The organism is Agrobacterium genomosp. 13 str. CFBP 6927 (assembly GCA_900012615.1).
GTDB lineage: Bacteria > Pseudomonadota > Alphaproteobacteria > Rhizobiales > Rhizobiaceae > Agrobacterium.
This window is the reverse complement of the sequence record LT009757.1, coordinates 788000-812769: the sequence shown is the minus strand read 5'-3', so window position 1 is coordinate 812769 and position 24770 is coordinate 788000. Positions and strand designations below refer to the sequence as shown.

The 24770-nt window shown below is 58.9% G+C and carries 27 protein-coding genes, 3 tRNA genes and 1 pseudogene; 11 read left to right on the top strand and 20 right to left on the bottom strand.

Translation table 11 applies throughout. From position 1 onward, the window contains the following. Positions 1 to 49 precede the first annotated feature (49 nt). Together mnmA and AGR13A_RS18075 are read left to right on the top strand one after the other, a co-directional pair. Positions 50 to 1246: a tRNA 2-thiouridine(34) synthase MnmA gene (gene mnmA, locus AGR13A_RS18080; protein ID WP_080838311.1), complete on the top strand. Its 1197-nt coding sequence runs from the start codon at positions 50 to 52 to the stop codon at positions 1244 to 1246. 136 nt (positions 1247 to 1382) lie between these two features. Continuing rightward, a tRNA-Met gene (locus AGR13A_RS18075) sits at positions 1383 to 1459 on the top strand. An 832-nt stretch (positions 1460 to 2291) separates the two neighbouring features. On the opposite strand, the gene AGR13A_RS18065 is transcribed toward AGR13A_RS18075, so the two are convergent. Then, positions 2292 to 2366: transfer RNA gene (locus AGR13A_RS18065), tRNA-Gly, on the bottom strand. A 258-nt stretch (positions 2367 to 2624) separates the two neighbouring features. On the opposite strand from AGR13A_RS18065, the gene AGR13A_RS18060 reads away from it, so the two are divergent. From AGR13A_RS18060 to AGR13A_RS18030, 7 genes and pseudogenes are all read left to right on the top strand, one after another. Beyond that, positions 2625 to 3134, top strand: a complete 510-nt coding sequence (locus AGR13A_RS18060; RefSeq protein ID WP_051796194.1) for a prolyl-tRNA synthetase associated domain-containing protein — start codon at positions 2625 to 2627, stop codon at positions 3132 to 3134. Between the two features lie 54 nt (positions 3135 to 3188). Then, positions 3189 to 4156 (top strand): annotated as a pseudogene (trxA, locus tag AGR13A_RS18055) (thioredoxin). A 68-nt stretch (positions 4157 to 4224) separates the two neighbouring features. After that, positions 4225 to 4896 (top strand): LON peptidase substrate-binding domain-containing protein, encoded by a 672-nt coding sequence (locus AGR13A_RS18050; protein WP_167377586.1) that lies wholly within the window; start codon positions 4225 to 4227, stop codon positions 4894 to 4896. Positions 4897 to 4907: 11 nt separating this feature from the next. Then, on the top strand, positions 4908 to 5096 hold the full coding sequence (locus AGR13A_RS18045) for a Trm112 family protein (protein WP_035222506.1): 189 nt from the start codon (positions 4908 to 4910) through the stop codon (positions 5094 to 5096). Positions 5097 to 5216: 120 nt separating this feature from the next. Continuing rightward, entirely contained in the window at positions 5217 to 10670 is a 5454-nt protein-coding gene (locus tag AGR13A_RS18040) for an alpha-2-macroglobulin family protein (RefSeq protein ID WP_080838306.1), read from the top strand. Further along, positions 10667 to 12745, top strand: a complete 2079-nt coding sequence (gene pbpC, locus AGR13A_RS18035) for a penicillin-binding protein 1C (protein WP_080838304.1) — start codon at positions 10667 to 10669, stop codon at positions 12743 to 12745. The genes AGR13A_RS18040 and pbpC overlap by 4 nt, the downstream gene beginning before the upstream one ends. 285 nt (positions 12746 to 13030) lie before the next feature. Then, positions 13031 to 13786, top strand: coding sequence for a sulfite exporter TauE/SafE family protein (locus AGR13A_RS18030; protein ID WP_308400300.1), 756 nt, complete (start codon positions 13031 to 13033; stop codon positions 13784 to 13786). Between the two features lie 217 nt (positions 13787 to 14003). Here the strand turns inward: AGR13A_RS18030 and AGR13A_RS18025 are convergent, their stop codons facing one another. From AGR13A_RS18025 to AGR13A_RS17945, 18 genes are all read right to left on the bottom strand, one after another. Further along, positions 14004 to 15095, bottom strand: a complete 1092-nt coding sequence (locus AGR13A_RS18025; RefSeq protein ID WP_080838298.1) for a tyrosine-type recombinase/integrase — start codon at positions 15093 to 15095, stop codon at positions 14004 to 14006. A gap of 10 nt (positions 15096 to 15105) precedes the next feature. After that, complete coding sequence (locus AGR13A_RS25015) at positions 15106 to 15276, bottom strand: hypothetical protein (RefSeq protein WP_167377585.1); 171 nt, start codon at positions 15274 to 15276, stop codon at positions 15106 to 15108. Beyond that, positions 15276 to 15773 carry a hypothetical protein gene (locus AGR13A_RS18020; RefSeq protein WP_208612410.1) on the bottom strand — a complete coding sequence of 166 codons (498 nt, stop codon included), beginning with the start codon at positions 15771 to 15773 and terminating at the stop codon, positions 15276 to 15278. The genes AGR13A_RS25015 and AGR13A_RS18020 overlap by 1 nt, the downstream gene beginning before the upstream one ends. Next, positions 15770 to 16012: an Arc family DNA-binding protein gene (locus AGR13A_RS18015; protein ID WP_080838296.1), complete on the bottom strand. Its 243-nt coding sequence runs from the start codon at positions 16010 to 16012 to the stop codon at positions 15770 to 15772. Before AGR13A_RS18015 ends, AGR13A_RS18020 begins: the two co-directional genes overlap by 4 nt. After that, positions 15999 to 16421, bottom strand: coding sequence for a DUF4031 domain-containing protein (locus AGR13A_RS18010; RefSeq protein ID WP_080838293.1), 423 nt, complete (start codon positions 16419 to 16421; stop codon positions 15999 to 16001). The genes AGR13A_RS18015 and AGR13A_RS18010 overlap by 14 nt, the downstream gene beginning before the upstream one ends. 3 nt (positions 16422 to 16424) lie before the next feature. Continuing rightward, positions 16425 to 17345: a hypothetical protein gene (locus AGR13A_RS18005; protein ID WP_080838290.1), complete on the bottom strand. Its 921-nt coding sequence runs from the start codon at positions 17343 to 17345 to the stop codon at positions 16425 to 16427. Then, positions 17332 to 17559 (bottom strand): hypothetical protein, encoded by a 228-nt coding sequence (locus AGR13A_RS18000; protein ID WP_139786093.1) that lies wholly within the window; start codon positions 17557 to 17559, stop codon positions 17332 to 17334. Before AGR13A_RS18000 ends, AGR13A_RS18005 begins: the two co-directional genes overlap by 14 nt. Positions 17560 to 17569: 10 nt before the next feature. Continuing rightward, positions 17570 to 18682, bottom strand: coding sequence for a DNA polymerase III subunit beta (gene dnaN / locus AGR13A_RS17995; protein ID WP_080838282.1), 1113 nt, complete (start codon positions 18680 to 18682; stop codon positions 17570 to 17572). A gap of 2 nt (positions 18683 to 18684) precedes the next feature. Continuing rightward, positions 18685 to 19194 carry a hypothetical protein gene (locus AGR13A_RS17990; protein ID WP_080838279.1) on the bottom strand — a complete coding sequence of 170 codons (510 nt, stop codon included), beginning with the start codon at positions 19192 to 19194 and terminating at the stop codon, positions 18685 to 18687. Positions 19195 to 19208: 14 nt separating this feature from the next. Continuing rightward, positions 19209 to 20138, bottom strand: coding sequence for a DUF2303 family protein (locus tag AGR13A_RS17985; protein ID WP_308400299.1), 930 nt, complete (start codon positions 20136 to 20138; stop codon positions 19209 to 19211). Positions 20139 to 20162: 24 nt separating this feature from the next. Then, the gene (locus AGR13A_RS17980; RefSeq protein WP_080838274.1) at positions 20163 to 20519 is read right to left on the bottom strand and encodes a hypothetical protein; all 357 of its coding nucleotides are present in this window, start codon (positions 20517 to 20519) and stop codon (positions 20163 to 20165) included. 35 nt (positions 20520 to 20554) lie between these two features. Beyond that, a complete protein-coding gene (ssb, locus tag AGR13A_RS17975) occupies positions 20555 to 21046 on the bottom strand; it encodes a single-stranded DNA-binding protein (protein ID WP_080838271.1) in 492 nt (163 codons plus the stop codon). Further along, complete coding sequence (locus tag AGR13A_RS25010; RefSeq protein WP_167377584.1) at positions 21046 to 21189, bottom strand: hypothetical protein; 144 nt, start codon at positions 21187 to 21189, stop codon at positions 21046 to 21048. Before AGR13A_RS25010 ends, ssb begins: the two co-directional genes overlap by 1 nt. A 53-nt stretch (positions 21190 to 21242) precedes the next feature. After that, a complete protein-coding gene (locus AGR13A_RS17970; protein WP_080838268.1) occupies positions 21243 to 21533 on the bottom strand; it encodes a helix-turn-helix domain-containing protein in 291 nt (96 codons plus the stop codon). Further along, the gene (locus AGR13A_RS17965; protein WP_208612409.1) at positions 21530 to 22237 is read right to left on the bottom strand and encodes a hypothetical protein; all 708 of its coding nucleotides are present in this window, start codon (positions 22235 to 22237) and stop codon (positions 21530 to 21532) included. The genes AGR13A_RS17970 and AGR13A_RS17965 overlap by 4 nt, the downstream gene beginning before the upstream one ends. Further along, on the bottom strand, positions 22237 to 22422 hold the full coding sequence (locus AGR13A_RS17960; RefSeq protein ID WP_080838265.1) for a hypothetical protein: 186 nt from the start codon (positions 22420 to 22422) through the stop codon (positions 22237 to 22239). Before AGR13A_RS17960 ends, AGR13A_RS17965 begins: the two co-directional genes overlap by 1 nt. A gap of 67 nt (positions 22423 to 22489) precedes the next feature. After that, complete coding sequence (locus tag AGR13A_RS17955; protein WP_080838262.1) at positions 22490 to 22684, bottom strand: hypothetical protein; 195 nt, start codon at positions 22682 to 22684, stop codon at positions 22490 to 22492. Between the two features lie 487 nt (positions 22685 to 23171). Next, positions 23172 to 23867 carry an XRE family transcriptional regulator gene (locus tag AGR13A_RS17945; protein WP_080838254.1) on the bottom strand — a complete coding sequence of 232 codons (696 nt, stop codon included), beginning with the start codon at positions 23865 to 23867 and terminating at the stop codon, positions 23172 to 23174. On the opposite strand from AGR13A_RS17945, the gene AGR13A_RS17940 reads away from it, so the two are divergent. Continuing rightward, positions 23866 to 24174, top strand: a complete 309-nt coding sequence (locus AGR13A_RS17940; protein WP_080838250.1) for a transcriptional regulator — start codon at positions 23866 to 23868, stop codon at positions 24172 to 24174. The two genes, AGR13A_RS17945 and AGR13A_RS17940, sit on opposite strands and share 2 nt — an antisense overlap. A gap of 19 nt (positions 24175 to 24193) precedes the next feature. Continuing rightward, positions 24194 to 24270, top strand: a tRNA-Met gene (locus AGR13A_RS17935). 176 nt (positions 24271 to 24446) lie between these two features. On the opposite strand, the gene AGR13A_RS17930 is transcribed toward AGR13A_RS17935, so the two are convergent. Next, complete coding sequence (locus tag AGR13A_RS17930; RefSeq protein ID WP_139786091.1) at positions 24447 to 24710, bottom strand: hypothetical protein; 264 nt, start codon at positions 24708 to 24710, stop codon at positions 24447 to 24449. Between the last annotated feature and the right edge of the window lie 60 nt (positions 24711 to 24770).

The following is a 24770-nucleotide window of genomic DNA, read 5'->3' as shown; positions in this document are numbered from 1 at the left end:
ACAGGCGGCGGGGCCTTTACCCCCGTTATGACTGACGATGGGAAAAAACGTGAATACGCTCGATTTTGACAAGAGGCCGGAAGATACCCGGATCGTTGTCGCCATGTCCGGTGGCGTCGATTCTTCAGTGGTGGCCGGTATCCTCAAGCGCGAGGGCTACGATGTCCTCGGCATTACCCTCCAGCTTTATGATCATGGTGCGGCCGTGCACCGCGCCGGCTCCTGTTGCGCGGGGCAGGATATTGACGATGCGCGCAGGGTCTGCGAAACGCTCGGCATTCCCCACTATGTGCTGGATTACGAAGCGCGATTTCGTGAGACCGTCATCAATCCCTTTGCCGAAGCCTATGCCATGGGTGAAACACCGATCCCCTGCGTCGCCTGCAACCAGACGGTAAAATTCGCCGATCTGCTCGCCACCGCACAGGAACTGGGCGCCGATGCGCTGGCAACCGGCCATTATATCCGTTCGCGCCCCAATCCCGTTTCCGGCCAGCCGGGGCGGCGTGCGCTCTATCGCCCGATCGATAGTGACCGTGACCAGAGCTGGTTCCTGTTTGCCACGACGCAGGAGCAGATCGACTATCTGCGCTTTCCGCTCGGCGGCCTCTCCAAGGCCGAGACGCGCGCTTTGGCGGAAGATATGGGTCTCGTCGTTGCCAAAAAGGCAGACAGCCAGGACATCTGTTTCGTGCCGCAGGGCAAATATACCGATATCATCAACAAGCTGAAGCCGAATGCAGCATTGGCCGGTGATATCGTCCATCTGGACGGTCGCGTGCTCGGCCGCCACGATGGCATCGTGCATTATACCATTGGCCAGCGCCGCGGCATTGGTGTCGCGACCGGGGAGCCGCTTTATGTCGTGCATCTCGATGCACGGGGCCGCCGGGTCATCGTTGGCCCGCGCGAAGCGCTGGAAACCCGCCGGGTCTATCTGCGTGACATGAACTGGCTTGGCGATGGTGAGCTTGCAACGGATGCCGGGCAGGGCTTTGCCTGTTTCGCCAAGGTGCGGTCCACGCGCCCGCCGACGGAAGCGATCCTGCATGCCGATGAAAACGGTATCTATGTGGATCTGATGACCGGTGAGGCCGGCGTCGCCCCCGGTCAGGCCTGCGTGCTCTATTCCGCACCGGGCGTCGATGCCCGCGTTTATGGCGGCGGCTTCATCGAACGTTCGGAACGCTCGGTGGAAGCCGAGGCTTCGCTGAAGGCGCTTCTGGAAAAGCCGGCTGCCGCCTGAAACAGTTGGGTTTTTATCGCTCTCGTGGAAAGCGAATTTTTTGCGCATCATGCGCTTGACACTTTGGGGAGCGGCACCTTATAAGCCGCTCATCCTGATGGAGCGGACGGTCACATGGCTGTCACGTTTCCCCTGTGGCGGGGTAGCTCAGGTGGTTAGAGCAGCGGAATCATAATCCGCGTGTCGGGGGTTCAAGTCCCTCTCCCGCTACCATTTTCACCTAAAATCAAAAAAAGCCGGTTGGCGCATTCGCGTGCGCTTTTCACACTTCGAAGGCTGCAAGCGGCTCTGGCGTTGTGCTGGCCCATAGCCTGTCGCCAAAAAAAGGGAAACCCGCCTGCTGTCAATGCAGCCGGCGGGTCTCAACCTCTACCCCCTCCCACAAGGGCGGGTGAACAAAAGCACATCGAATGAATTATGGCAAGATCATGGCGACCATATTGTTGCCGTTGACGGGCTTGTACGCCAGTTTAGTGGCGGATGGCAGAGCGTGACCACTTCCGTGTGTCGCTCATAGGGCGATCTGTAGGATACGACATTCTCGCTGCAGCGCATTTCAGCATGATTCGAATAGGCGCTTTGTATGGCACGCTGCTGATAATGTGTTTTGTACCGTGGAGCCTGATCATGGCTGTATACGATCATGTCGGCGGCAAAAGATGCGGCCGGTGCTAAAAGGATCGCGAATGCGGCAATCAGGGCGCGGCTTTTGAGGTTTGAGGACATAGTTTGTTTCCCCGGCGTTGATCAACCCAAGAGAACGCCCTTTATGTTAAAGCTGTTCCAGGGCACGTCGCATTTTTTCGTTGGCGACCCCAGCGCAAAAAAATGCCCGCTCGCGGCGGGCAATTCAGAGGGGAACTGAGGTTAGGAGCCTCGTGTGAGAAACGCTCGTTCTTTCCATAAGTTCCGCAGGCGCCGGCAATTTCGTACCTGCTCGCGGAACGAAAACCATGACAACCCTGAACGCGGAACAATATTAATTGTCCGGCCTGCGCAAAGCAAAGGTCACATATTTCAATGTAAAATCTGTGGCTTGGAAATTTGGAGCGGGCGAAGGGATTTGAACCCTCGACCCCAACCTTGGCAAGGTTGTGCTCTACCCCTGAGCTACACCCGCTCAAATCCATCGGTCCGGGGTAGTAAGCTGAACCGTGGGCCGTCCGACTGGCGGCGACGGGCGCTATATCGCTCAATCGATTTTGGAATGCAACAGGGAAATGACAAAAACGCGAAAATTTCTTTGAGAAATGCGACAAGCGGCGGAAATGATTGAGAATTTTCGTCCCGTTCTATTTTCACGCGTTGCCAAGCCGGGGTGGCGCCCTTAATCATGGCGGCAAACATATCGGAATCGGCAAAGACAGGGCGGCAGGAAATGGTGGAAAATTCTCCGAAGACGGCAACGGACTTGTTCGCGTTTCTGGACGGGCTCGGCATTGCGCATACGACGAAGGAGCATGAGCCGGTCTATACCGTTGCCGAGTCCCAGTCCCTGCGCGATCTTATCCCTGGCGGTCATACGAAGAACCTTTTTGTAAAAGACAAAAAGGATCAGTATTTCGTTCTGACCGTCGAGGAAAATGCGGTCGTCGACCTGAAGAGCGTGCACAAGACGATTGGCGCAGCAAGCCGGGTGTCCTTTGGCAGACCGGAAAAAATGCTGGAATATCTGGGCGTCGTGCCGGGTTCCGTCACGGTTTTCGGTGCCATCAACGATGCCGGCGGGCAGGTTACCTTCGTGCTCGACAGCGCGCTGCTGGAAAACGAGCTGATCAATGGCCATCCGCTTTCCAACGACCAGACGACGACGATCGGAAACAGCGACCTCATTCGTTTTCTGGAGGCGACGGGTCATACGCCGCTTGTCTTGAAAGTCAGCGAGTGAGATACGATCTTTGCTTCAATTAAGACAATACGACAGAGATTACGGGAGACCGGCATGAGCGGCACGAACAATCCTTACGGCAGTTCCTATGGCGGGCAGATGTCCGGCAGCGCGCAATATAGCGGGGATCTGAACGGTGCGTCCTCCGGCCATATCAAGGATACGACGACGGCCGCCTTCTCCAAGGATGTTCTCGAGGAATCGCGCAACCAGCCGGTTCTGGTGGATTTCTGGGCGCCATGGTGCGGTCCTTGCAAGCAGCTCACGCCGGTACTCGAAAAGGTCGTCAACGAGGCCAATGGCCGCGTGAAACTCGTGAAGTTGAATATCGATGATCACCCGTCCATTCCGGGCCAGCTCGGCATCCAGTCCATTCCAGCCATTGTTGCTTTCCTGGATGGCAGGCCTGTCGACGGCTTTATGGGGGCCGTGCCGGAAAGCCAGATCAAGCAATTCATCGACAAGATCGCCGGACCCGATGCGGGTGATCCGAAAGCGGAGATCGAAGCCGCTCTGGCCGAAGCGAAACAGCTTCTGGCGGATGGTGATTTTAACGGCGCCGCGCAGTTGTTTGGCGCCGTCATGCAGGCTGATCCGGAAAATCCGGCCGCGATTGCCGGTATCGCCGAATGTATGGTTGCTGCCGGTCAATATGAGCGGGCAAGCGAACTCCTCTCTTCCCTGCCGGCAGAGTTGGCCGAGGATGCGGGCATCCAGCTCGTCTCGAAAAAATCGCGCAATATGAAGAAGCCCGAAAGATTGGCGACCCGGTGGCGCTGGAACGCGATATTGAGATCAATCCCGATCACTTCGAGGCGCGCGTGAAGCTCGCCAAGGTCCTGAACGCCCAGGGGCGACGCGACGAGGCGGCGGATCATCTGCTTTATGTCATGCGCAAGGACCGGACCTTCGACGATGACGGCGCGCGCCGCCAGCTTCTGGAGTTTTTCGAGGCCTGGGGCTTCAAGGACCCGGCAACAGTTGCCGGTCGCAGGAAGCTTTCGGCTATACTGTTTTCGTAATGCGGACATATCCCGGCCGTGGCGGTTGATCCGCCGGCCGGGCAGCAGTGAACAGGGGGCTTGATCCCATGCATGTCGGAAATGCGAGATATGTGAAGAACGACGATCTGCCGGAAACCGTACCGGTGTTTCCATTGTCGGGCGCGCTGCTTTTGCCGGAAGGCCATCTTCCGCTCAATGTCTTCGAGCCGCGATATCTCGCCATGATCGATATGGCACTGGCCGGCCACCGTGTCATCGGCATGGTGCAGCCGGCTCTTAACGTCATCGAGGCGGGGCTGGAGGGCGGTCCTCTCAGCGCCGTCGGGTGCCTTGGTCGCATTACCTCCTTTTCCGAAACGGGTGACGGCCGTTACATCATTTCGCTCACCGGAGTATGCCGTTTCCGCCTGCTGGAAGAGGTGGATGCGGGCAAGCCCTATCGCAGTTTCCGCCATGCGCCTTTCATCGCCGATCTTTCCGGTGAATATGATGAGGGTGCGGTGGACCGTGAGAACCTGCTGCGGGTGTTCCGCGCGTTTCTCGATGCCAACCAGCTGGAGGCGGATTGGGAAAGCGTGGAAAGGGCGGGCAACCGCGTTCTCGTTAATTCGCTTTCCATGATGTCTCCTTTCGGGCCGGCCGAAAAACAGGCATTGCTGGAGGCGCCCGACCTGAAGACGCGGGCCGAAACATTGATCGCCATCACCGAAATCGTTCTTGCTCAAGGATCGGGCGAGGGCGGCAACGTGCTGCAATAGGGGCCGCCGCGATGGACGACAGGATGAGCAATGTCGATCCGAAGCTGCTGGAGCTGCTGGTCTGCCCTTTGACGAAGGGGCGCCTTTCCTACGACCGGGCCCACAACGAGTTGATCTCCGAAAGCGCGAGGCTTGCCTACCCGATCCGCGACGGCGTGCCGATCATGCTGATTTCAGAAGCGCGCAAGATAGAAGACTAGTGCTGTCCGCCTCGCGTCCGCGACGCATTGTCATGTCGCAAGTTGACGATGATGCGTTGACAACCATGCGTGGATTTGACCAGAGTCCCGCCCGACATGTCTGTTGCGGGGAGAAAACTGATGTCGTTGCGCGCGCTCGTCCGGATCTCGTTGGTTGTGGTCTCAACCGCCATTGCTTTTCTTCCAGCCGTGGCAGCGGAGCCTTCCCGCAAGGTCGTCACCACCCAGAATGGTGATTATTTCGGTTTCGATCTCAGAACCGAACAGAATGTCTCGCTGGAGCAATGCGGCGAGATTTGCGTTGGCGACGCGGCTTGCAAGGCCTTCACCTACAATCCCAAGGTGAAATGGTGTTTCCTCAAGTCGGATTTCAATCAGCTGAATGCCTTTCCCGGCGCCGTTGCCGGCAAGATCGTGGAAGTGGCGGCTGAGGCCGATATCGGTGCGCCACAGCGCCTTTCCTTCGTAACGGACAGCCTGCAACAGGAGGCGCGCAAGCTGAAATCGGGCCTCGTTGCGAATGGCCAGGGCGAGGAAGGGCTGGAAAATCTGCTGCAAACGGCAAGGCAGCAGGCGGCAGCTGGCAACATTCCGGATGCGGTCGAGACCTACAAGGCGGCTCTTGCGATTTCGCCGGATGATGGAGCACTCTGGGCGGAGCTTTCCCAGAAAGCGGCGCAGGTTACCGACAATTATGCGATTGCAGGCCAGGCAGCCTCCGCAGCCATCAACGCCTATCAGCTGAGCCGCACTGTCAGCGCCCGCACCGAGGCGCTGAACCGACTGGCGCAGGCGTTCGAAAGAACCCAGAATTACCGCGCGGCACTCAATGCCTATAAGGAAAGCCTTGGGCTATCCGACAATGCACAGACGAAGGCGGCCTATGCCGATCTGCGCGCGCGTCAGGGTTTCCGTGTCATCAACAATACGGTGGATACCGATAGCGTCAGCCCGCGCGCCTGCGTGCAGTTTTCCGAACCGCTGGTGAAGAACGGTGTCGATTATTCCTCCTTCATCACGCTGGATGGAACCGCACCCAAGGCCATCGAGGCGAAGGGCAGCGAGATTTGCGTCGAAGGACTGACCCATGGCCAGCGTTACAAGATCGCGTTGCGCGCCGGTCTGCCCTCCTCGGTCGACGAGCCGCTGGAAAAACAGGTCGATCTCGATATTTACGTGCGTGACCGCGCCGCCAGCGTGCGCTTCACGGGTGAGAATTTCGTGCTGCCGGGTACTGCGCGGCGCGGCATTCCCATCGTCTCGGTCAATGCCGACAAGGCCGACCTGAAGCTTTACCGCGTCGGCGATCGCAACATCACCGCGCTTCTTACCAACTCGCAATTTCTGACGCAGATGGACGGATATAATGCCGACCGCATTGAAAACGAAATCGGCGAGCTGGTCTGGCAGGGCGCAATCGACATCCAGCCCGATCTCAACAAGGACGTGGTGACAAGCTTCCCCGTGGATGAGGCCCTGCCGGAGCGCAAGCCGGGCATCTATGTGCTGACCGCCGTGCCGCCGGGCACTGCGCCGGAAACCTGGGATTCCCGCGCCACGCAATGGTTCCTCGTATCCGATACCGGCATTACCACCTATGCCGGAACCGACGGCCTGAACGTCTTCGTCCGCGCCCTTGGCAGCGCCAAGCCGCTTGCGGACGTCGATTTGCAGCTGCTCGCCAAGAACAATGAAGTGCTCGGTACCGCAAAGACGGATGCGGATGGCAGGGCGGTGTTTTCCGCGGGCCTGATGCGCGGCACGGCGGCGCAGGCTCCCGCCATCCTGACGGCGCGCAATGGCGATAAGGATTATGTGTTCCTCGACATGACACGCGCCGGCTTCGATCTGTCGGACCGCGGCGTGACGGGACGTGCAGCACCCGGTGCCATCGATGTGTTCAGCTGGACCGAGCGCGGCATCTACCGCGCCGGCGAGACCGTCCATGCGGCGGCGCTGGCCCGCGATGTCGACGGCAAGGCGATTGAGGATCTGCCGCTGACCTTCATCTTCTCGCGCCCTGACGGCGTCGAGGACCGGCGCTTCGTTAGCGATGGCAAGGCGCTGGGCGGCCATGCGGTCGATCTGCCGTTGCAGGCAAATGCCATGCGCGGCACTTGGACAGTGCGCATCCACACCGATCCGAAAACGTCGGCCATCAGCGAAAAGAACTTTCTGGTCGATGATTTCGTGCCTGATCGCACCGAGTTCGATCTCTCCAGTAAGGCGAAACAGATCGATCCGGGCGCGGAAACGGTAATCGATGTCGATGGCCGGTATCTTTATGGCGCTCCCGCCGCTGGCCTGACGCTGGAAGGCGAAGTCGCCATCAAGCCGACGCGCACGAATGCGGATTTCGAAGGTTATTTCTTCGGTCTGGCGGATGAGGAAAGCGAAGAGGAAAACCGCACCACGCTTGCCGATTTGCCAGCACTGGACGAAGAGGGGAAGGCGAGCTTCAATGTCGACCTGACCGACCTGCCATCCACCACGCAGCTTCTCTCCGCCAACATCACCGTGCGCATGCGCGAGGCGGGTGGCCGCGCCGTGGAGCGCTCGCTGACGCTGCCCATAAAGGCGGAAGCGCCTGTCATTGGCATCAAACCGCAATTTTCCGGCGACCTCGCCCAGAACTCCGTTGGCCGTTTCCACATCATCGGTGTCAGTGCCGACGGTGCCAAACAGGCGATGAGCGGCCTCAACTGGAAGCTCATCAAGGTGGAGCGGAACTATCAATGGTATCGTCAGGGCAATTCCTGGCGTTACGAGCCGGTGGAATATACCAAGCAGCAAGAGGCTGGCAGTCTGTCCGTCGATGCCAATGGCGGCGAGATTTCCGTGCCCGTCACCTGGGGCCGCTACCGGCTGGAAGTGGAGGGCGCGGGCAATGGCGCGCCTGTCTCCAGCGTTGAGTTCGATGCCGGTTTTTATGTCGAGGCAAGCTCGACGGAGACGCCGGATGCGCTTGAAATTGCCCTCGACAAGCAGAGCTACAAGATCGGCGATACGGCCAAACTCAAGGTTTCGTCGCGCTTTGCCGGCGAATTGATGATCACTTCCGGTTCGGAAAAGCTGATTGCCGTGCAGAATACCGAGATCGGCGAGGATGGCGGCGAGATCGACATTCCCGTCACCGAGGAATGGGGTGCTGGCGCTTATGTCACGGCCACGCTGTTCCGTCCCGGCGATGCGCAGGAAAGCCGTATGCCGATGCGCGCCATCGGCATCAAGTGGCTTGCCGTCGATCCGGCCGAGCGCAGGCTTGCCGTCACGCTCGGCGCGCCGCAAAAGACATTGCCGCGCCAGCCGCTTGAAATCCCGATCAGCGTGGCCGGTGCGGGCGTGGGCGAAAAGGCCTATGCCATCGTTGCCGCGGTCGATGTCGGCATATTAAACCTCACCCGCTATGAGCCGCCGAAGCCGGATGAATGGTATTTCGGCCAGCGCCGGCTGGGGCTGGAAATCCGCGACCTCTATGGCCGCCTGATCGACGGTTCGCTTGGCGCTACCGGTCGCCTGCGCACGGGCGGCGATGGCGGGGGCGCAGCACTTCAGGGCAGCCCACCCACCGAAAAGCTCGTGGCTTTCTTCGCCGGTCCGGTCGAACTCGATGCTGACGGCAAGGCGACGGTGAGCTTCGATATCCCGCAGTTCAACGGCACGGCCCGCATCATGGCGGTGGCCTGGACAAAGACGGGCGTGGGACATGCGGTCTCCGATGCTGTCATCCGCGATCCTGTCGTGGTGACGGCCAGTGCACCGAAATTCCTCGCGCCCGGCGATGTCTCGCAATTGCGGCTCGATATCGCCAATACCGATGGCGGGGCCGGCGATTACCGGCTGGATGTGACCAGTAATACGGCGCTGACGGTCGATCAGGGCGAGGTATCGCAGACATTGGCGCTTCAGAAAGGTGGAAAGTCCTCGCTGACCGTTCCGCTGACGGGCGAACAGCCCGGCAATGGTGCAATCACCATCAAGGTTTCCAATGCTGCCGGCATTTCGCTGGAGCAGGTTCTGAACATTCCGGTTCGCCCGGCCGTTCTGCCGGTCACGTCGCGGCGTGAAATCAAGATTGCGCCCAATAGCAGCCTGACGATCAATGGCGATCTTCTGGCCGACAGCATGCTGCTCGGCTCTTCGGTTGCCGTTAACGTCACGCGTTCGCCCGCCTTCGATATTCCGGCGCTGGTGATGATGCTCGACAAATATCCTTACGGCTGCGCCGAGCAGACGACGAGCCGGGCCTTGCCGCTGCTTTATGTTTCGGAAATGACCAGGGATAGCGGCGTTGCGGAAGACCCCGATACCCGCAAACGGGTTCAGGAGGCGATCTACCGGGTACTGTCCTTCCAGTCGAGCTCCGGCAGTTTCGGCCTCTGGTCACCCGGTTACGGCGATCTGTGGCTCGATGCCTATATCAGTGACTTCCTGACCCGCGCACGGGAACAGAAATACGATGTTCCCGAGGAGGCCATGGTGCAGGCGCTGAACAACCTGCAGAACGGTCTTTCCTATGACAGCAATGTCAAGGACCGCGGCAACGAGATCGCCTATTCGCTCTACGTGCTGGCGCGTAACCGCAAGGCGGCGATCAACGATCTGCGTTATTACGCGGATACGGCGCTTGCTGATTTCCCGACGCCGCTTGCCAAGGCTCAGGTTGCCGCCGCCCTTTCGCTCTATGGCGATCAGGCCCGCTCGAAGACGGTGTTCGGCGCGTCGCTCGACATGGCAAGCCGCGCCACCAATGTCAGCTTCGCAAGGGCGGATTACGGTTCCGCTTTGCGCGACGGCGCGGCGACACTCGCGCTTGCGGCGGAAAGCCGCCCGGTTCCGGCTGTCGTGCCGCAGCTTGCCGGTGCGGTGGCGAAGGAATGGGAAAAGAAGCCCTATACCAGCACCCAGGAGCAGGCATGGATGCTGCTTGCCGCCCGCGCCGTCAAAGGCGAGGACAAGGATATCCGCCTCGATGTGAACGGTGATCTGCAGACCGGCGGCTTCGGCAAGCGGATGAGCGGCGATGAATTGCTGGCGGCTCCCCTGAAAATCGCCAATGCCTCGGCCGATCCGGTCACGGCCGTGGTCACCACGGTGGCGCCGCCTTCGCAGCCGCTTGCCGCCGGTGGTGAGGGCTTCACCATCACTCGCACCTATTATTCCATGGATGGCGAGGAGGTGAACCCGAGCGAGGTCACGCAAAACGAGCGTTATGTGGTGGCGCTGAATATCGTCCCGCAAAATAACTGGCAGTCGCGCATTCTGGTGACGGACCTGTTGCCCTCCGGTTTCGAAATCGACAATCCGAGCCTCGTCAATTCGGCGGAACTGTCGAATTTCGACTGGCTGCCGGAAACGGAAGCGGCGCATACGGAATTCCGCTACGACCGTTTCGTGGCGGCCTTCGACCGCTCGGCCGGCGACAGTTCGGAGATTGCCCTCGCTTATGTGGTCCGCGCCGTTACCCCCGGCACCTATGATCATCCGGCAGCTTCGGTTGAAGATATGTACCGGCCGCAATTTGCCGCCCGCACGGCAACCGGCCGCATGGAGGTGCGCTCGGCAACCCCATGAGCCGGAAAAAGGCAATCATCGCAGGCATCGTTACGGTCGCGTTGCTTATGGGCGGCGCGGCCTTCGGTCTTGATGCGCTGGACAAGGCCTATCCGCCGCCGCTTGAGGCTGCGCGGCAACGATCCTTCGAGGTGCTGGATCGCGACGGCCGGCTGTTGCGCGCCTTTTCGACACCGGATGGCCGCTGGCGGCTTAAAACCACGGCCGCCGAGGTTGACCCACAGTTCCTGCGCATGCTGGTGGCCTATGAGGACCAGCGCTTTTACGATCATCACGGCGTCGACCCCTGGGCGCTGCTGCGCTCGGGATGGCAATTGGTGAGCAACGGCAGGATCGTTTCCGGCGCTTCGACGCTTTCCATGCAGGTGGCGCGGCTGATCGAACCGCGCGCCGACCGGTCGTTCTCGGCGAAATTCCTGCAGGCCGCACGTGCGCTCCAGATCGAGAGACGGCTCAGCAAGGCGGAAATCCTCGATCTCTATCTCAACATCGCGCCCTATGGCGGCAATATCGAGGGCGTTCGCGCCGCAAGTCTCGCCTGGTTTGGCAAAGAGCCTGCCCGCCTGGACACGGCGGAGGCTGCCCTTCTGGTGGCGCTGCCGCAATTGCCGGAAAAGCGCCGCCCGGATCGTTTTCCGGCAGCGGCGAAGCATGCGCGGGAGCGTGTCTTGCAACGGCTTGCCGTCGAGCGGGTGGTGGGTGAAGGGGAGGCGGAACGGGCAGCGCTTGCCAACGTGCCCTCCAACCGGCGAGATCTTCCGTCCTATGCGCCGCATATGGCCGTTGCCGCGCGGACGAAGTTTCCGAATGTCGCTGAAGCGCGCTCGACGCTGAAACTGCCGATCCAGCGGGAACTGGAAGCCGTTGCCCGCCATGCGGCGGGAAAAATTGGAGACAAGGTCTCCGTCGCTATCGTCATGGCCGATGCGCAGACCGGGGATATTCTCGCCGAAGTCGGTTCGGCGGATTATCTCGATACGGCAAGGCGTGGTTTCGTGGAGATGAGCCGGGCCGTGCGCTCGCCGGGGTCCACCCTCAAGCCGTTCATTTATGGCCTCGCCTTCGAAGACGGTCTTGTCGGGCAGGAAACCATCATCGAGGATCGACCGGCCGATTTTTCCGGTTACCGGCCACGCAATTTCGATATGCATTATCAGGGTGATGTCAGCATCCGGCAGGCGCTGCAACTGTCGCTCAACGTGCCCGCCGTCAAGCTTCTGGATGCGGTCAGCCCGTCTGCGCTGATGGTGCGTTTCCGGCGGGTGGGGGTGAAGCTGGTGCTTCCCGCAAACGAAGCGCCGGGCCTCGCCATCGCGCTTGGCGGTGCCGGCATTTCGCTTGTTGATCTGGTGCAGCTTTATACGGGACTTGCCGGCAGTAGTGATCCCGTGCGGCTGGGAGACGGTATCCGCTCGTTTCCTGAACGACTGGGGGGTGACCGGCTGTTTTCCGACGCGGCAATCTGGAATATTACCGACATTCTCTCCGGCGTGCTGCCGCCGCTTGGCATGAAGCAGCGCGGCATCGCTTACAAAACCGGCACCAGCTATGGTTATCGCGATGCCTGGTCGGTGGGCTATGACGGGCGGCATGTACTCGGGGTCTGGGTCGGGCGTGCCGACAACGGGGCGGTGCCCGGCATTGCCGGTTACGCGACCGCGGCCCCTATTCTGTTCGAGGCTTTCGAAAAATCCGGCGTGGCAATCACGCCGATGCCGGCGGCACCTTCCGGTGTCGCCCGCGTCGCCGTGAGCGACCTTCCCGCCAACCAGCGGCGTTTCACCCTGACCGCAAGCGGTCTCCTTTCCGCCTCGAGACGGGAAAGTGCCCCCCGCATCGTTTACCCGCCGGAAGGGGCAAGGGTCGAGCTTTCCAGCCAGTCGGGCATTTCGCCGCTGGTGCTGAAGCTGCAGGGTGGGCGTGCGCCCTTCCGCTGGCTCGCCAATGGCATGCCCCTGCCGGATGTCTCCCTTCGCCGCAACAGCGAATGGCGGCCGGAGGGGCAGGGATTTTCGACGCTGACGGTGATCGACGCCGATGGCCGCGCTTCGAGCGTGCGGGTTTTTATCGAGTGAGCGTTTAGAATACGCCGGCGCTTCATGCCATCGCGGTAGCAACTCTCGACGGGCCTCTGTGGGGCGGCTGCGTGCAGATTTTCAGCGTTGTGATCCACTGTTCGCTGATGTCGGGCTTCACATTTCTGCGCGTGGATGCTTACTATCAGGAGATCGCCAATGAACCGATCATCGTCAGCGCGGTCGCCGCTGATATCTACCGTCAAAAGGCCCGGTTAAAAGAAGGGCTGATATTTATGTGCCGCATCCGGCAGGGATGCCTGCGGCATTGCCGAGGAGATGCGCTTGACCCTTTTCAACTCTCCTCTGGAGCTGGGTGTCACCATTCTCGCGGTCGTGCTTGTTGGCCTCTCCAAGGGCGGTCTCGGTGGCATGAGCTTGCTTGGCGTTCCGCTCATGGCGCTGGTGATGTCGCCCGTAACCGCGGCCGCCATCCTGCTTCCGATCCTCGTCGTCATGGACATGGTCGGGGTTGCGGCCTGGCGCAGCTGGGTCGACTGGAGGATCATGCGCCAGCTTTTGCCAGCAGCCGTCGTCGGTATCGGGTTTGGATGGATGACCGCCGAGATCACCTCGGACGCCGTCGTCCGTCTGGTCGTTGGCGTGGTCTCGGCGGTGTTCGTGCTGCGTGTCGTCTTCGCGAAAAGTGCTCTGACCACGGTTGCAAGGGAGCGACCGATGGCTGGGCGATTCTGGAGCCTGCTTGCGGGTTACACCAGCTTCGTGGCGCATGCCGGTGCGCCGCCGCTTCAGGTGTATCTCCTGCCGCTTCGGATGGACCCCAAAGTCTTCACGGGTACCAATGTGATGTTTTTTGCAATCACCAATGTCCTGAAGCTCGTGCCTTACGCCGCCCTGGGCGGTTTCGGCGCGCAGAACCTCGGGCGAGCCGCCCTGATGGTTCCGCTGGCGATCGTGTCGACATGGCTCGGCGCCTGGACGGTGCGCCGCATGCGGGCCTCCATCTTTTATCCGCTGACCTACACTTCCGTGGCGCTGGTGGCGGTGAAGCTGATCTGGGATGGCGTGACGGGGCTTTGAAAGGCCTGTAGCCGTGGAAACAGCCAGAGGCCGGGAACGGCAATCTCAGTTGGGAAGGGCGAACCGGACCTTCATCGATTTCGCCTGCGGCGATGGAATGCTGTCGGAAACGCCGAAGCAGGCGCGCTGCCTCCGTTTGTAGTATGCCGAGGACTTGCTGCCTTGAGCAGGCTGCAACGGATAACAGGAAAATGGTGTCCACGAGAGGTGTGCCACCTTATTTCTTAGTATTTGATTTTGTTTCGCTTTCTGCGCCCATTCCCTCACCCGAAACAGGGTGAGGGGCGGTTATGTTCCCGATCTGATCCGCCACGATGCGGCTTGTCTCGATGCCGAGGCGGCGCCTATCGATGCCGCGAGTGTAGATTTCTGCTGTTGCGAGGTTGGTCCACCCGTACTGAGCAAGCAGGTGATGTGATGCTGCACCACCTTCAGCAGCCAGCGTAGCGCTGAGCTTTCGTAGGCCGTGCGCGGACTTGTACACCTTCGCCTCATTACACTGGTCTCGAAACCAATTCCCGAACCCTTCCTTGACGAAAGGCTTTCCTCGGGAAGTCTCGACCAGGTGCAGGCCCTTGCGAGGCGTGGCATTAATGACGGTGATCAGATCGTCGGAAAGTTCGACGGTGATCCGCGCGCCTGTCTTCTCTGTATCCATTGAGAGGATCTTGCCGCTGATATGCTGGCGGCCGGCCCTTACAAGATCCGATCGGCGTAGGCCCGCCAAAAGCATAAGTTCCATCGCCAGTCGCGCAGTTGTCCCGATTTCGTATTTCTGACGGAACGACTTAACCTCCTCAATGGTCCAAGCTGGAAAGCCGCCCTTCTTGTAGTCGGGGGCCTCCACGCCAAGCGATGGATCCACGGCCACCAGCCGCATCTTTTTTGCCCAGCCAAACATGCCGCGCATAACCTTGAGGAAATTCCCGGCCTGCGCCGGTGTCTCATGGCGCTTATCAACGCCCTCCTGGATGACGTCCTGGGTGACGACTTTTAGCGATGACTTTGCAGCGGTCTTAAGCACCTTCGCCATGATCAGCCGCTGCTGTTTTTGGGTAGCGGCGCTGTATCCTGCCCACCTCGCGCTCTCCGTCGTATACCTCTCCCACAACCAGCCCAGCGTGCCTTCGTGTGCAGTTTCCACCTTGACCGGCGAACCGTTCAGCGCAGCCATATATGCCGCTTTGAAGGCTGGATCATTTGGATTGGGCAAGCGAATGCGCTTTCCTTTTCCAAGACGAAAATAAAAGACCCACTTGTCATGGCGGGTCTTCTGTTTGTGCACATGTGGGTAGAGTTTTCTCGGCATGCCCGAGATATCACAGTACGGGGCGCGAGTAGTCAATTCCCTTTACCTTGTCGTTTTCTGAACTGGGGATTACGGTGATAACCGCATCCCCCACCTTTATTTCGATCCGGCAACCAGAAGTGTTTGCAACCTCGGCAGCGCGCATCATGTCTTGCTTTTTCACAAGGGCGGGTGCCGTCATCAGAACAAGTCCAATTGCGGAGGTGTGTCATCTACGACGGCTTCTCTTTTTGGGTTTGGTTGCAACCATTTCGGAGAGACCTCTGCCGATTCTGCAGTCGCCTGTTTCCACTCAAAAAAACCCAGTGCGCCAACCGAAGGAATGAAGTTGACCGGCCGAGTGTTCCTCAACAACAGTCCTTTCGGCCCAAAGAACCAGCGGCTGTCGTGTTCAGTGACAATATCTGCGATGGTCGTGACACCAATAATGCCGCCACGGTGGAGGTCTCCAGGTGCAGGGCAGGTAACGCCTAGGGTGGCCATAAAATCAGCGGCCTCCTCATATTCAGCCCGCGTCATCCCTTTCGATGCGTGTACGCAGCACTCGCCACGAAACTTGAGGCCAGGATTTCCTTTTTTCCAGCTTCTGTTTTCGACAGGTTTGGCAGCAAACACGATAGCCCAAGCCCACGGCTGGCGCACAGAGATCGCGATTTTCGGTAGTTGAAGTTCATTCATGACTGGCCACCGTTGTTCTTGGTGAAAGTCAAAAGGGCGTCTCCCACCTTTTTCTCGATAAGATATTCTAGCCGTTGCAAAATAACGTCGCATACACCAGTTTCGGCGCTGAAGGAGTTCTCCAAACGGACAACGATTTCTGCATTAATTGAGCGGCCATTTTTTTGGGCTTCCGACTTGATTTGCGCTTTGATGCTCTCGGGTATCCTTAGAGGGAATTGAGGATCAGTTCTTGCCATAGCTTTGTTCCTTCGTAGCATCATGATCTTCGGCAATTGCCGACAGACCGGTCCTCAAATCCTCGATACTTTGGATCATCGCTTCAGCGCGCTCGACAACATCCGGGCGGTTGTTGGCTTTTCCCCACGCAATTTTCAGACGGCTGGTGTGAACGACTGGCCCAAACTTGTCGGTGAGGATAGCGCCGGCAGCGATCGAGAGCGCTTTTTTTGAGAGCGCAATGTCGAAGTGGACCCAGGAGGCGTCACGATGCTTTCCAAATGATAAGGTCTTGTGTCCCTGTATCCATTTTCGCTGCACGCCGATCTTGTCGACCATAGCGAGGAGCTCTGCGTCGGTGTCTGCCCAAAGATGGCACATCACCATGTTTCCGAATTTGTGGCGCACATCGTCAACGTAGACGGCCATCGTCTAGCCCTCCCGCCTTGCGGGTGCTGCGGCGAGCATTGCCCGGTAAATTTCCAGAGCTTGCACCCACGGATCAGCGTATTTCAGAACAATCATAGCGCTCGATAGCATTGCGTCGGTAGGCTCGTTTGGCACAAGCCGCCATCCTTCCGCAGTGTTCTCATCACAATCCCGGCAAATCTGGTGGCGTGCTTCCATCCCCGTGTCGTTGCAGGTTCGGCAAGACACGTCCTGCACCTGTGCGGAGAGGGCGGAGAGAATGCGCTGCTCGTCGGCGCTCGACATGACAGAACGTGACGCGGAAAACCGAAGAGCTTCACGCAGTTTCTGCATCGTGTGAGCGTCCAAAGCCTTCACGGCCACGGATAGCATAGGTGAAGCGCATAAGTAGACCGGATCTGATAAGTATGCATTCTGATCTTCATAAACAGTCATCGACCCGGCAAGGCCCTCACGCATCGCCTTTGCTCTGGCGGCGGTCACATAGCCGACAGGCTTGTGCGGAAGGTTTTTCGATTTGGCTCCGCGGAAAAGATAGACGACCTCGGTCGGGCCTTTGCTGCCCGCAGCGGCTATCTTCTCGATCGCCTCAACGTCGCGGCTCAGATACTCGCAACCAAGATAGTCCACCGTCATGGCGGCATAGGGTTCGCCATGACTGAAAACGAGATCGGTTTGCGTGGGCAAAACTGCGATCTTCCCATTCTCAAGAGCGGACGGTCGGAATGCGTCCATATCAAAATCCGCGACAGGCTCAATTCGAACGCTTGTCATTGCGACCATGCCGGCGGCAAGCGCATCAGCCCATCGCTTCTGAACGCCGGCCGGGAGATCATCCCACTTTTTCCCGTATTCGCCGGTCATGAAGTTTTCATAGAGCGCCCGGGCAGGGTTTGGATCGGTAGATTTTTCAGCCGTGAGCATTGGTGCGTCCCCTCATCTCCATGAGATCGGAAAAGGTGCCGAGGAAGCTGGCGGCGAACCGATGGCTTAGCTCATTCTTCTCGTCTCGGCCCATGTGATGATTGGCGATCTCGAGCGCTGATACTGCGCCGAGTGCCATCAGTTTGTTTTCGACGGAAAGACCCTCAAGGATCTGCTGGATGGCGTTCATCGCTTGGAGTGTGGTTTGATCCATGTCCACCGCCTCACACACGCATCGGCATGAGCACGATGAGATTTTCCTTATGGTCGCCGTCGGCGCGAAAAATCGTCGGGCTGGTGCTCTCGCCCAGGGCAATACGAACGGTGCCTTCCGGCAGGTGCTCAAGCGCCTCGAGGACGTATTTTGCGTTGAACCCCGTTTCCATTTCAGCCTGCCCCTCATAGGCGACTTCGTCTTCCGCGCTGCCGGCGTCAGGATTGGTCACGAGAAGCTTCAGCGTGCCTTCCGAGAAGTGGAACTTCATCGCCCGGCCGCGCTCGGTTGAAACCGACGACACACGGTCGACGGTCGAGGCGATGGCTTTGGCATCCGCCGTCACCTCGGTGGCATTGTTGGCGGGGATAACCCGGACATAATCAGGGAAAGTGCCGTCAATCAGTTTCGATACGAGGCGTGTCCCGCTGACCATGAAACAAATCCTTGCATGGCTGAGCTCGACGAAAACGTCACCATCTTTCGGCAAGATCTTCGAGAGAGTTGCAACGGTCTTGCGCGGAATGATCACGCCGGGCGCATCTACCGGAACATGGTCAATCATCACGATCCGCTTTGCGAGGCGATGCCCGTCGGTTGCAACGAACAGCATGCCGTCGGTCGTGGGATGCATGTAAATCCCGTTCAGATAGTAGCGCGTCTCTTCGGTTGAGACCGCAAAGCCTACCGCTGCAATAGCAGACTGCAGGGCTTTCGCCGGTATCGTGAACTTGTGAGGCAGGTTGCTGACATCCATCGACGACAGGTCGCTGGGCGGCAGCGCCTGCAATGAAAACCGGGACCGGCCCGCCTTGAATGTAACCGAATCGGGAGAGCCTTCCCGCTCTTTCGCCTCGGCCGAGATGTCCGCGCCGTCCGGAAGCTTTCGAACGATATCGCGAAGCAGATGGGCTTGAACGCTGAAAGGCTGAAAATCCATCGCGACGGTAGCCGAAAATTCGACCATGGCTTCCGTGTCGAGATCGGTTGCTCGAGCCCGCAGGCCGTCGTCCGTCCGCTCGATCGCGACGTTGGCCAGGATCGGGATTGTGTTTCGCCGCTCGACGACATCGCTGGAAAGCGCAAGGGCGGCGGCAAGGGCTGATTTGCTGGCTGTGAACATGATTATTCCTCCGCGCTTTCGGCGTCTGTTGCCGGCTGCTGAATGAGTGATTTGCAGTCGTCGGAAATCCGGTAGTGAAATTTCGGTGACCAGTAGGAAGTGTCGACAACGACGCTCAGGGGCTCGCTTTCGCGATGGCACTCGGCATAAATGCTGGCGAATTCATCAAGCGTTTCGGCGAATGTCTCGCTTTCATACTCCCAGAAGGAATTGGCTTCGTGCCGCCCGTCGTCTTGGGCTTGAGGCTCGATCGGCCGCGCGCCATCAAACATCTCGAGTGTGTGGGCGCACCTTGGGGTATTCCCATGGGTACCGTCTGGGTTGATGACGATCTCGATGTTGCCGCGCTGCTCTACGTACCTGAAGGATAGTTCTTGCCCTGGCAGAAAGAGCGCCTTTTGACCTGCGGAAGCGGTGGTCAGATAGGGCAGCCATGCCTCAGGAGAAGGTTTACCTGTCGGCAAAACTTCATCGATCATGAGCGTCGGATACCAGGTTTTCTCTGAAGTCATGGCTGCCGCTCCTATCAGACCTGCATTTCCGGAGTGCCCTGGAAGCTGGGCAAATCCGTATCGGCTGCAGCGCGCGTCAAATCGTCTCGCACCTGCTTGGTGACGTAGTGATCGGGGCGATAGAGATGGAACGACCAGACGAGACCCGAACCCGTCTTGCGGTACCGGAGGCGGACGGGAATGCGTGCCGTTTCCCCTTCGAAGAAGGGTGGAACCGAGAGGATAAACATGCCCGGCACGTCGATCCGGTTGCCTTCCTTGTCGTGCGTCTGATGCTCTTCCTCGAACACGATCTGGCCGGCGCCGTTCTGCAGCGACACGACATTTTTGACACGCGTTTCGGCGGTGACCAGGAGACCGCGGGAGAGGGTGACGAGTTGGTTCGGGAATGCCACCTTGAACGAGAACTTGTTCTGGAATTCGAGTTCTTCCGCTTCGTCGGGGGCGGCGAGATCGGCGATATGATCTTCGATGAATTCGGCAAAATCGGTTTGGGAAATTCCCTTGCCATTCATCGCTGTCCACGCCTTCCACTCTTCAGAGAGCGGGAACTCGTATTGGATGCGATGCTTGCCGTTGTCGGCCGCGCCGCCGTTTTCCTTCTGGTGGTAATCGATCACCGCCGTAAGCGACGGTTTTTGCCAGTCCATGTTGGCGAAGATAACGGAATGCTCCGTCTTGTGACGGTTTACCAGTTCGATGAAGCTCACCAGCGTCGTGACGCGCGCGGTCCCGAGCTTCGTTTCAGGGCTGGTGCGCCAGCTGTCGAATAGATTCTTGGTGCCGACGACGCTTCCGTCCTTCGGATCGAAGATGGCTGGGACCTTTTTGGGAACGCCGACTGCATCGTCGGGCGCCTCGATGAAGCGGACATCGAGACCGGTTTCCTTTGCAAGATTTGCAATCGCCGCGACGGCGGATGCGTTGAGCATATCAGTAGCCACTGGGTGTTTCCTTTCCTGGCTGTCTTACTGGTTGAGGTTGGGGCGGCTGCGGTCGATTTCGCGCGGGCCGGGGAACATGTCGTGCTGCTGCGGATGCTCGGTGGACAGGCGACCGCCTTCTATCACCCAGTAAACCGATGCCTTCCGGGGCAGCTTTGGCAACGTCGGGGGCGGGATTTCCGCATTGATCTCGACCATGCCATTCTTGACGGCGAGGTTGAGCTTGAGCGAAACGCCGCCCTTGTAGGTGACGTTCGGCCTGTCGTTCGAAAGCTCGAGCAGCTTTTCGAGGGTTTCCGTCAGCTTGCTGGAAAGCTCGGCGTTCAGATCGCCGCTTTCCAGCATGCCGAGGAGGGATTGCGCATCTCTGATGATCTGCATGGTCTACTCCGGTTGAAAGAGAGGTGAGCCGTTCCTCAGAACGGGATGTCGTCATCCATGTCGTGGCTGAAATCGCGGCCCGTGCTCGGGCTAGAGCCGCTTGAGCCGGATTGTCGGCTGGATTGTTGCCCGTACTGGTCGGGATCGGACGCCGGGGGCGGACGATTGCCACCGCCCTGACTGTCGAGCATGGTCAGCGTCGCATTGAAGCCGTTCAACACCACTTCGGTTGTGTAGCGATCACCACCGTCGGAGTGCTGCCACTTGCGGGTTTGCAGCTTGCCTTCAATGTAAACCTTCGAGCCCTTCTTCAGATATTGCTCGCAAACCTTGACGAGGCCTTCGGTGAAGACGACGACGCTGTGCCACTCGGTGCGCTCCTTACGGTCGCCGCTGTCGCGATCCCGCCAGGTTTCGGAAGTCGCAAGGCGAAGGCTGGCGATGCTGGCCCCGGCTTGTGTCTTTCGGATTTCGGGATCGGCGCCGAGATGGCCGATAAGAATGACTTTGTTGACGCTACCGGCCATCAGAGGCTCCAGAGGAAATGTGGTGGATAGGAAGGCTCAGCGCCGATTGCCCGGAAGCGTTCCGCCAGTGCGATCTCGCGTGCTGCGAAATCGTTGTCGCGCTCTTTTGAGCTAGGAGCTGTTAGGTACTGTCTCTTCAGCATGGCAAGCTCCTGCTGAAGTCGTTCGATCGTGTCTCGGGTTGGGGGGGGGGCTGTCAGCCATGGTGATCCTCCGCTCGTGCCGGCATTTCAAGGCGATAACCAAGATGGCGACTGGTGATGATTGAGACGCCATGCGGAGCTACCGACTGGCGAAGGCGGTTCAAAAATGCGTAAGTGCAAGCCCGGGCATCCAACGGGCCGCCGTCTGGGTCGTCGCTGTAGATGCGATCGGCAAGCTGATCGGCAGAAAGGAAGCTCCGGGCTTCAGCAAGTGCCAAAAAGATCTGGCGCTGCCTGCGAGGCAGCATGATCCGGTCCGCAAGTTTGATAGCGTCCTGTTTCATCGACCGCTCACGATCTTCCGATGCATCAGGTTGTTATTTGCTGCGTTCATCCGCTGCTGGATGCCAATCAGCCGGTCAAAGGTTTCCAGAAACGCGATCTCTGCTTTCGCCGGCGCCCAAGGCGTGATCGCGCCAATTGTTAGTGGCGCTGGGAACCTGGACATAGGATATTTCTTGCGGGCGGCGGAGCCGAACAGGCTCTCGGCCTCGGCCGCTGCCATGCGAACATCCATGCGTTCGACGGCATGCGACTGCTTTTTTGTCCATGCACTTGGGGCGGGCAGTCCTGCTGCCGCATAGATGGCGCTGTCCCATCCGGATTTCGCAGAGGCGACTACGGATCGAAAAGCTTCGGCGGCCTTCGGCGAAAAGTCGTCGAGCATCGCTGCCAAAAGATCCTGTTTGGGGCGGCTGTCGTCACCAAGCTTGTATTCGTGCGCATCGTGCAGGAGGAATAGCGCCGCGGTGAGTTCATCTTCCCCTTCACGCAGAAGCGCTTGCGCGCCCATTACGCAATGCTGGGCGTCGCTGTAACCGAGGCCGGGATAGGTGCCGGTGAAGCGATTGATTTTGGCAAGGCCAAAGGCCACTTCGTTGAAATCGATCTCACATGCTTCGGGATGCGCAAGGTCCATCAACGAACCGTCCGGCCGAAAGAAGTCGATGCGCTTGTTGCAGAGGCGGGGGGCGGAGATCGATGTCATCAAACGATCCCTCCGATAGCGTCTCTGGCAATCATAGAAACGCCACAGACGAAACCGGTGGCTGAAACCAGTGCGAAGAACACAGCGAGTGCGAAAAGCACGCGGCAAAGCAGGTCGACCCGGTGCGGCAGTTCGGTTTGAACCTGCTCTTTAGGTGAAGCGCACATCGGCAAGATTTGGATCATAGGTTCGTCTCCATCCGTTTCGGATGCCGCCCCAAGACGGAGGCGGTCACCGAAACCGGACGTGATGTCACGCCGCGCGCTTACGGATCTGGCGAACAGCCTGATCATTGGCACGAGCTCGCGCCCGAGCGCCGTAGTGAGCGATTTCAGATTGCGTGAAATGACGGTTCAGTTCTTCGGAAGTGCAGCCCTCACCATAGCGACGCATCGCGTCGGCCATGTCCTGAATGAGTTCTTCTTCCTTGCTGTTCGCAGTCTGCATAATTCTCTCCATCCTCTGAAGGTTGGACCGGATGGCGCGGGGCAGGGGACGTGGGCGCCATCCGGTCGTTTCCATGCCATGTGGTTCGGCTTGGATGGCGCGATAGTAAGCACAGCTTTAATTCATGTGCAAGCTATACTTTAAAATGAAAGTGCTAAAAAACGATTCGACAATTGAAGAAAAAGAATCAATCATTAGAACCAAACAAGAACATGATGGAGAAAAAGGATGACTGCAGGCATTCCCCCAACCCTTGGACAGGTGATGTCTTTGTCGATTGAATGTGGTGACTGCGGCCGGGCGCGATGGAGGAAGCCGCAAGAGCTTTATCGCCTGAAAGGTGTGGCTCCCTCCACTCCGCTGTGCGAACTCGGAAGCAGGCTTGTTTGTTCGGCGTGCCAGTCAGAAGGGATGGAGGGGCGGAACATCGTGCTGCAAGCCGCTTTCTCTTTCGAAAACGACCGGATCCGCGCAGAGGCTTGGAGGTCTAATAGCCTAGGAGCTCGCGCAGTGGGATGATGCGCCACATGTTTTTAATTCCATATGCATCAAACTCGAGCTCTCTGCGTGGATTGTATTGCTCGCAGGTGATGACGCTTTTTGTGCGGCCTTTGAGCTTCTTTACGTAAGCTTTTCCGACGGCCTCGCCTTCGCTGGGGAAGGTTTCGATCACGACATGGTCGCCGGGAACCGGGTCGCGACCACCGCAGTAGATTAACTCGCCTGGATCGTAGCGTGGAACCATGCTGTCGCTGAGGACATGCAATGCAAAGACTTTTCTGAGGTGAGCGATGCCAGGTGGTCGACGAACGTGTCCCGCAACCTCTCCGTTCAGCGTGAAGTCGCCATCATCGCCACCTACGGCCACTCCCAGGATTTCCACATCCATCGGCCCGGTTGGTGCCGGGCCAAAATCCGTAACTCGCTCGGCGTCACCAAGACCTTCTTCGTCTTCCAGATACCGCAATTCCCCGTTGCTTAGCGCGACCGGATCGATCTTCAGGACTCGTGCTATGACCTGCAGATGCTCCATCGCAATAGCATTGGCGCCACGCTCCCAGTTCCCGACTGCACCGGTGGTGACATTGGCTGCTTCAGCAAGGTTCCGCATCACAAGGCTTCGGCGGATCCTCGCAGTCCGGATTGCCGATCCAATATTTTTAAAAAGTTCGCTCTGATCCATGGGGCGGATGAAAGTTGAACTTTCATCGCTCGTCCATTTAAGTATCGCTTGCATTGATTTTAAAGCTGTGCTTTTAATTTCGGCCATGAAACAGAACCCGAACAGTGTTGGATTGGAAGTTGTGAAGCGAAGCGCCGGCGGAGCGAGTGCAGTCTCGCGCATCGTTGGGGTGACGCCACAAGCAGTCGCGCAATGGAAGGCCGTGCCTCCGGAGTATGTGCTCCGCCTCGAAAAGGCATTCGGGGTCTCTCGACATGTTCAGAGACCGGATGTCTTTGGGTCCGAAGCAGTGGAGGCCGCAGAATGATCGGGTTTTCAGGAAATCACGTCGGAGTAGGGAAGAGGTCATCCCGCGTGGCTCATAACCACGAGATCGCGAGCTCGAATCTCGCCTCCGCAACCAAATACCTGCTCCCTTTCCTCCCGGGAGTACGCTGGCGCATGACGGTTGGGGGCTCCCGGCTGTCATGCGCCTTTTTCCGTCTGTCGGGCTACGGTCGCGACCGGTCCTCGACGAAACCGCTTGCCGAAACAGCGATACTGCTTCCGGAGCGTCTGCTCGTGCGGTTTCCGTGCCGGCTACCGCCGAGTGCGCCGCCCGACCAGCTGGAAGCGGAATTCGTCCACCGTCATTCGCCCGCCTTCGAGCATGTTGACGATGTACCTCTCCTCGTTGGGGGCAGCCTTCAAAAGCGCGGCCTCCTGTCGATCGAGGCGTGCATCCGTCTCGTTCAGAAAGTTTTCGATATCGGGGTGCGTCTCCAGAAGTTGCCGGAGAATGATCTCCAGCGCGAAGATGCGCCCCGTGATCTGGCTGCCGTCGTCGGTGGGAATATCGGTCATGAGTTGCCCCAGGTTGGTAGCGGACTGTCGCATGCTGTTCTGCCCTCCGGCGATGAAAAA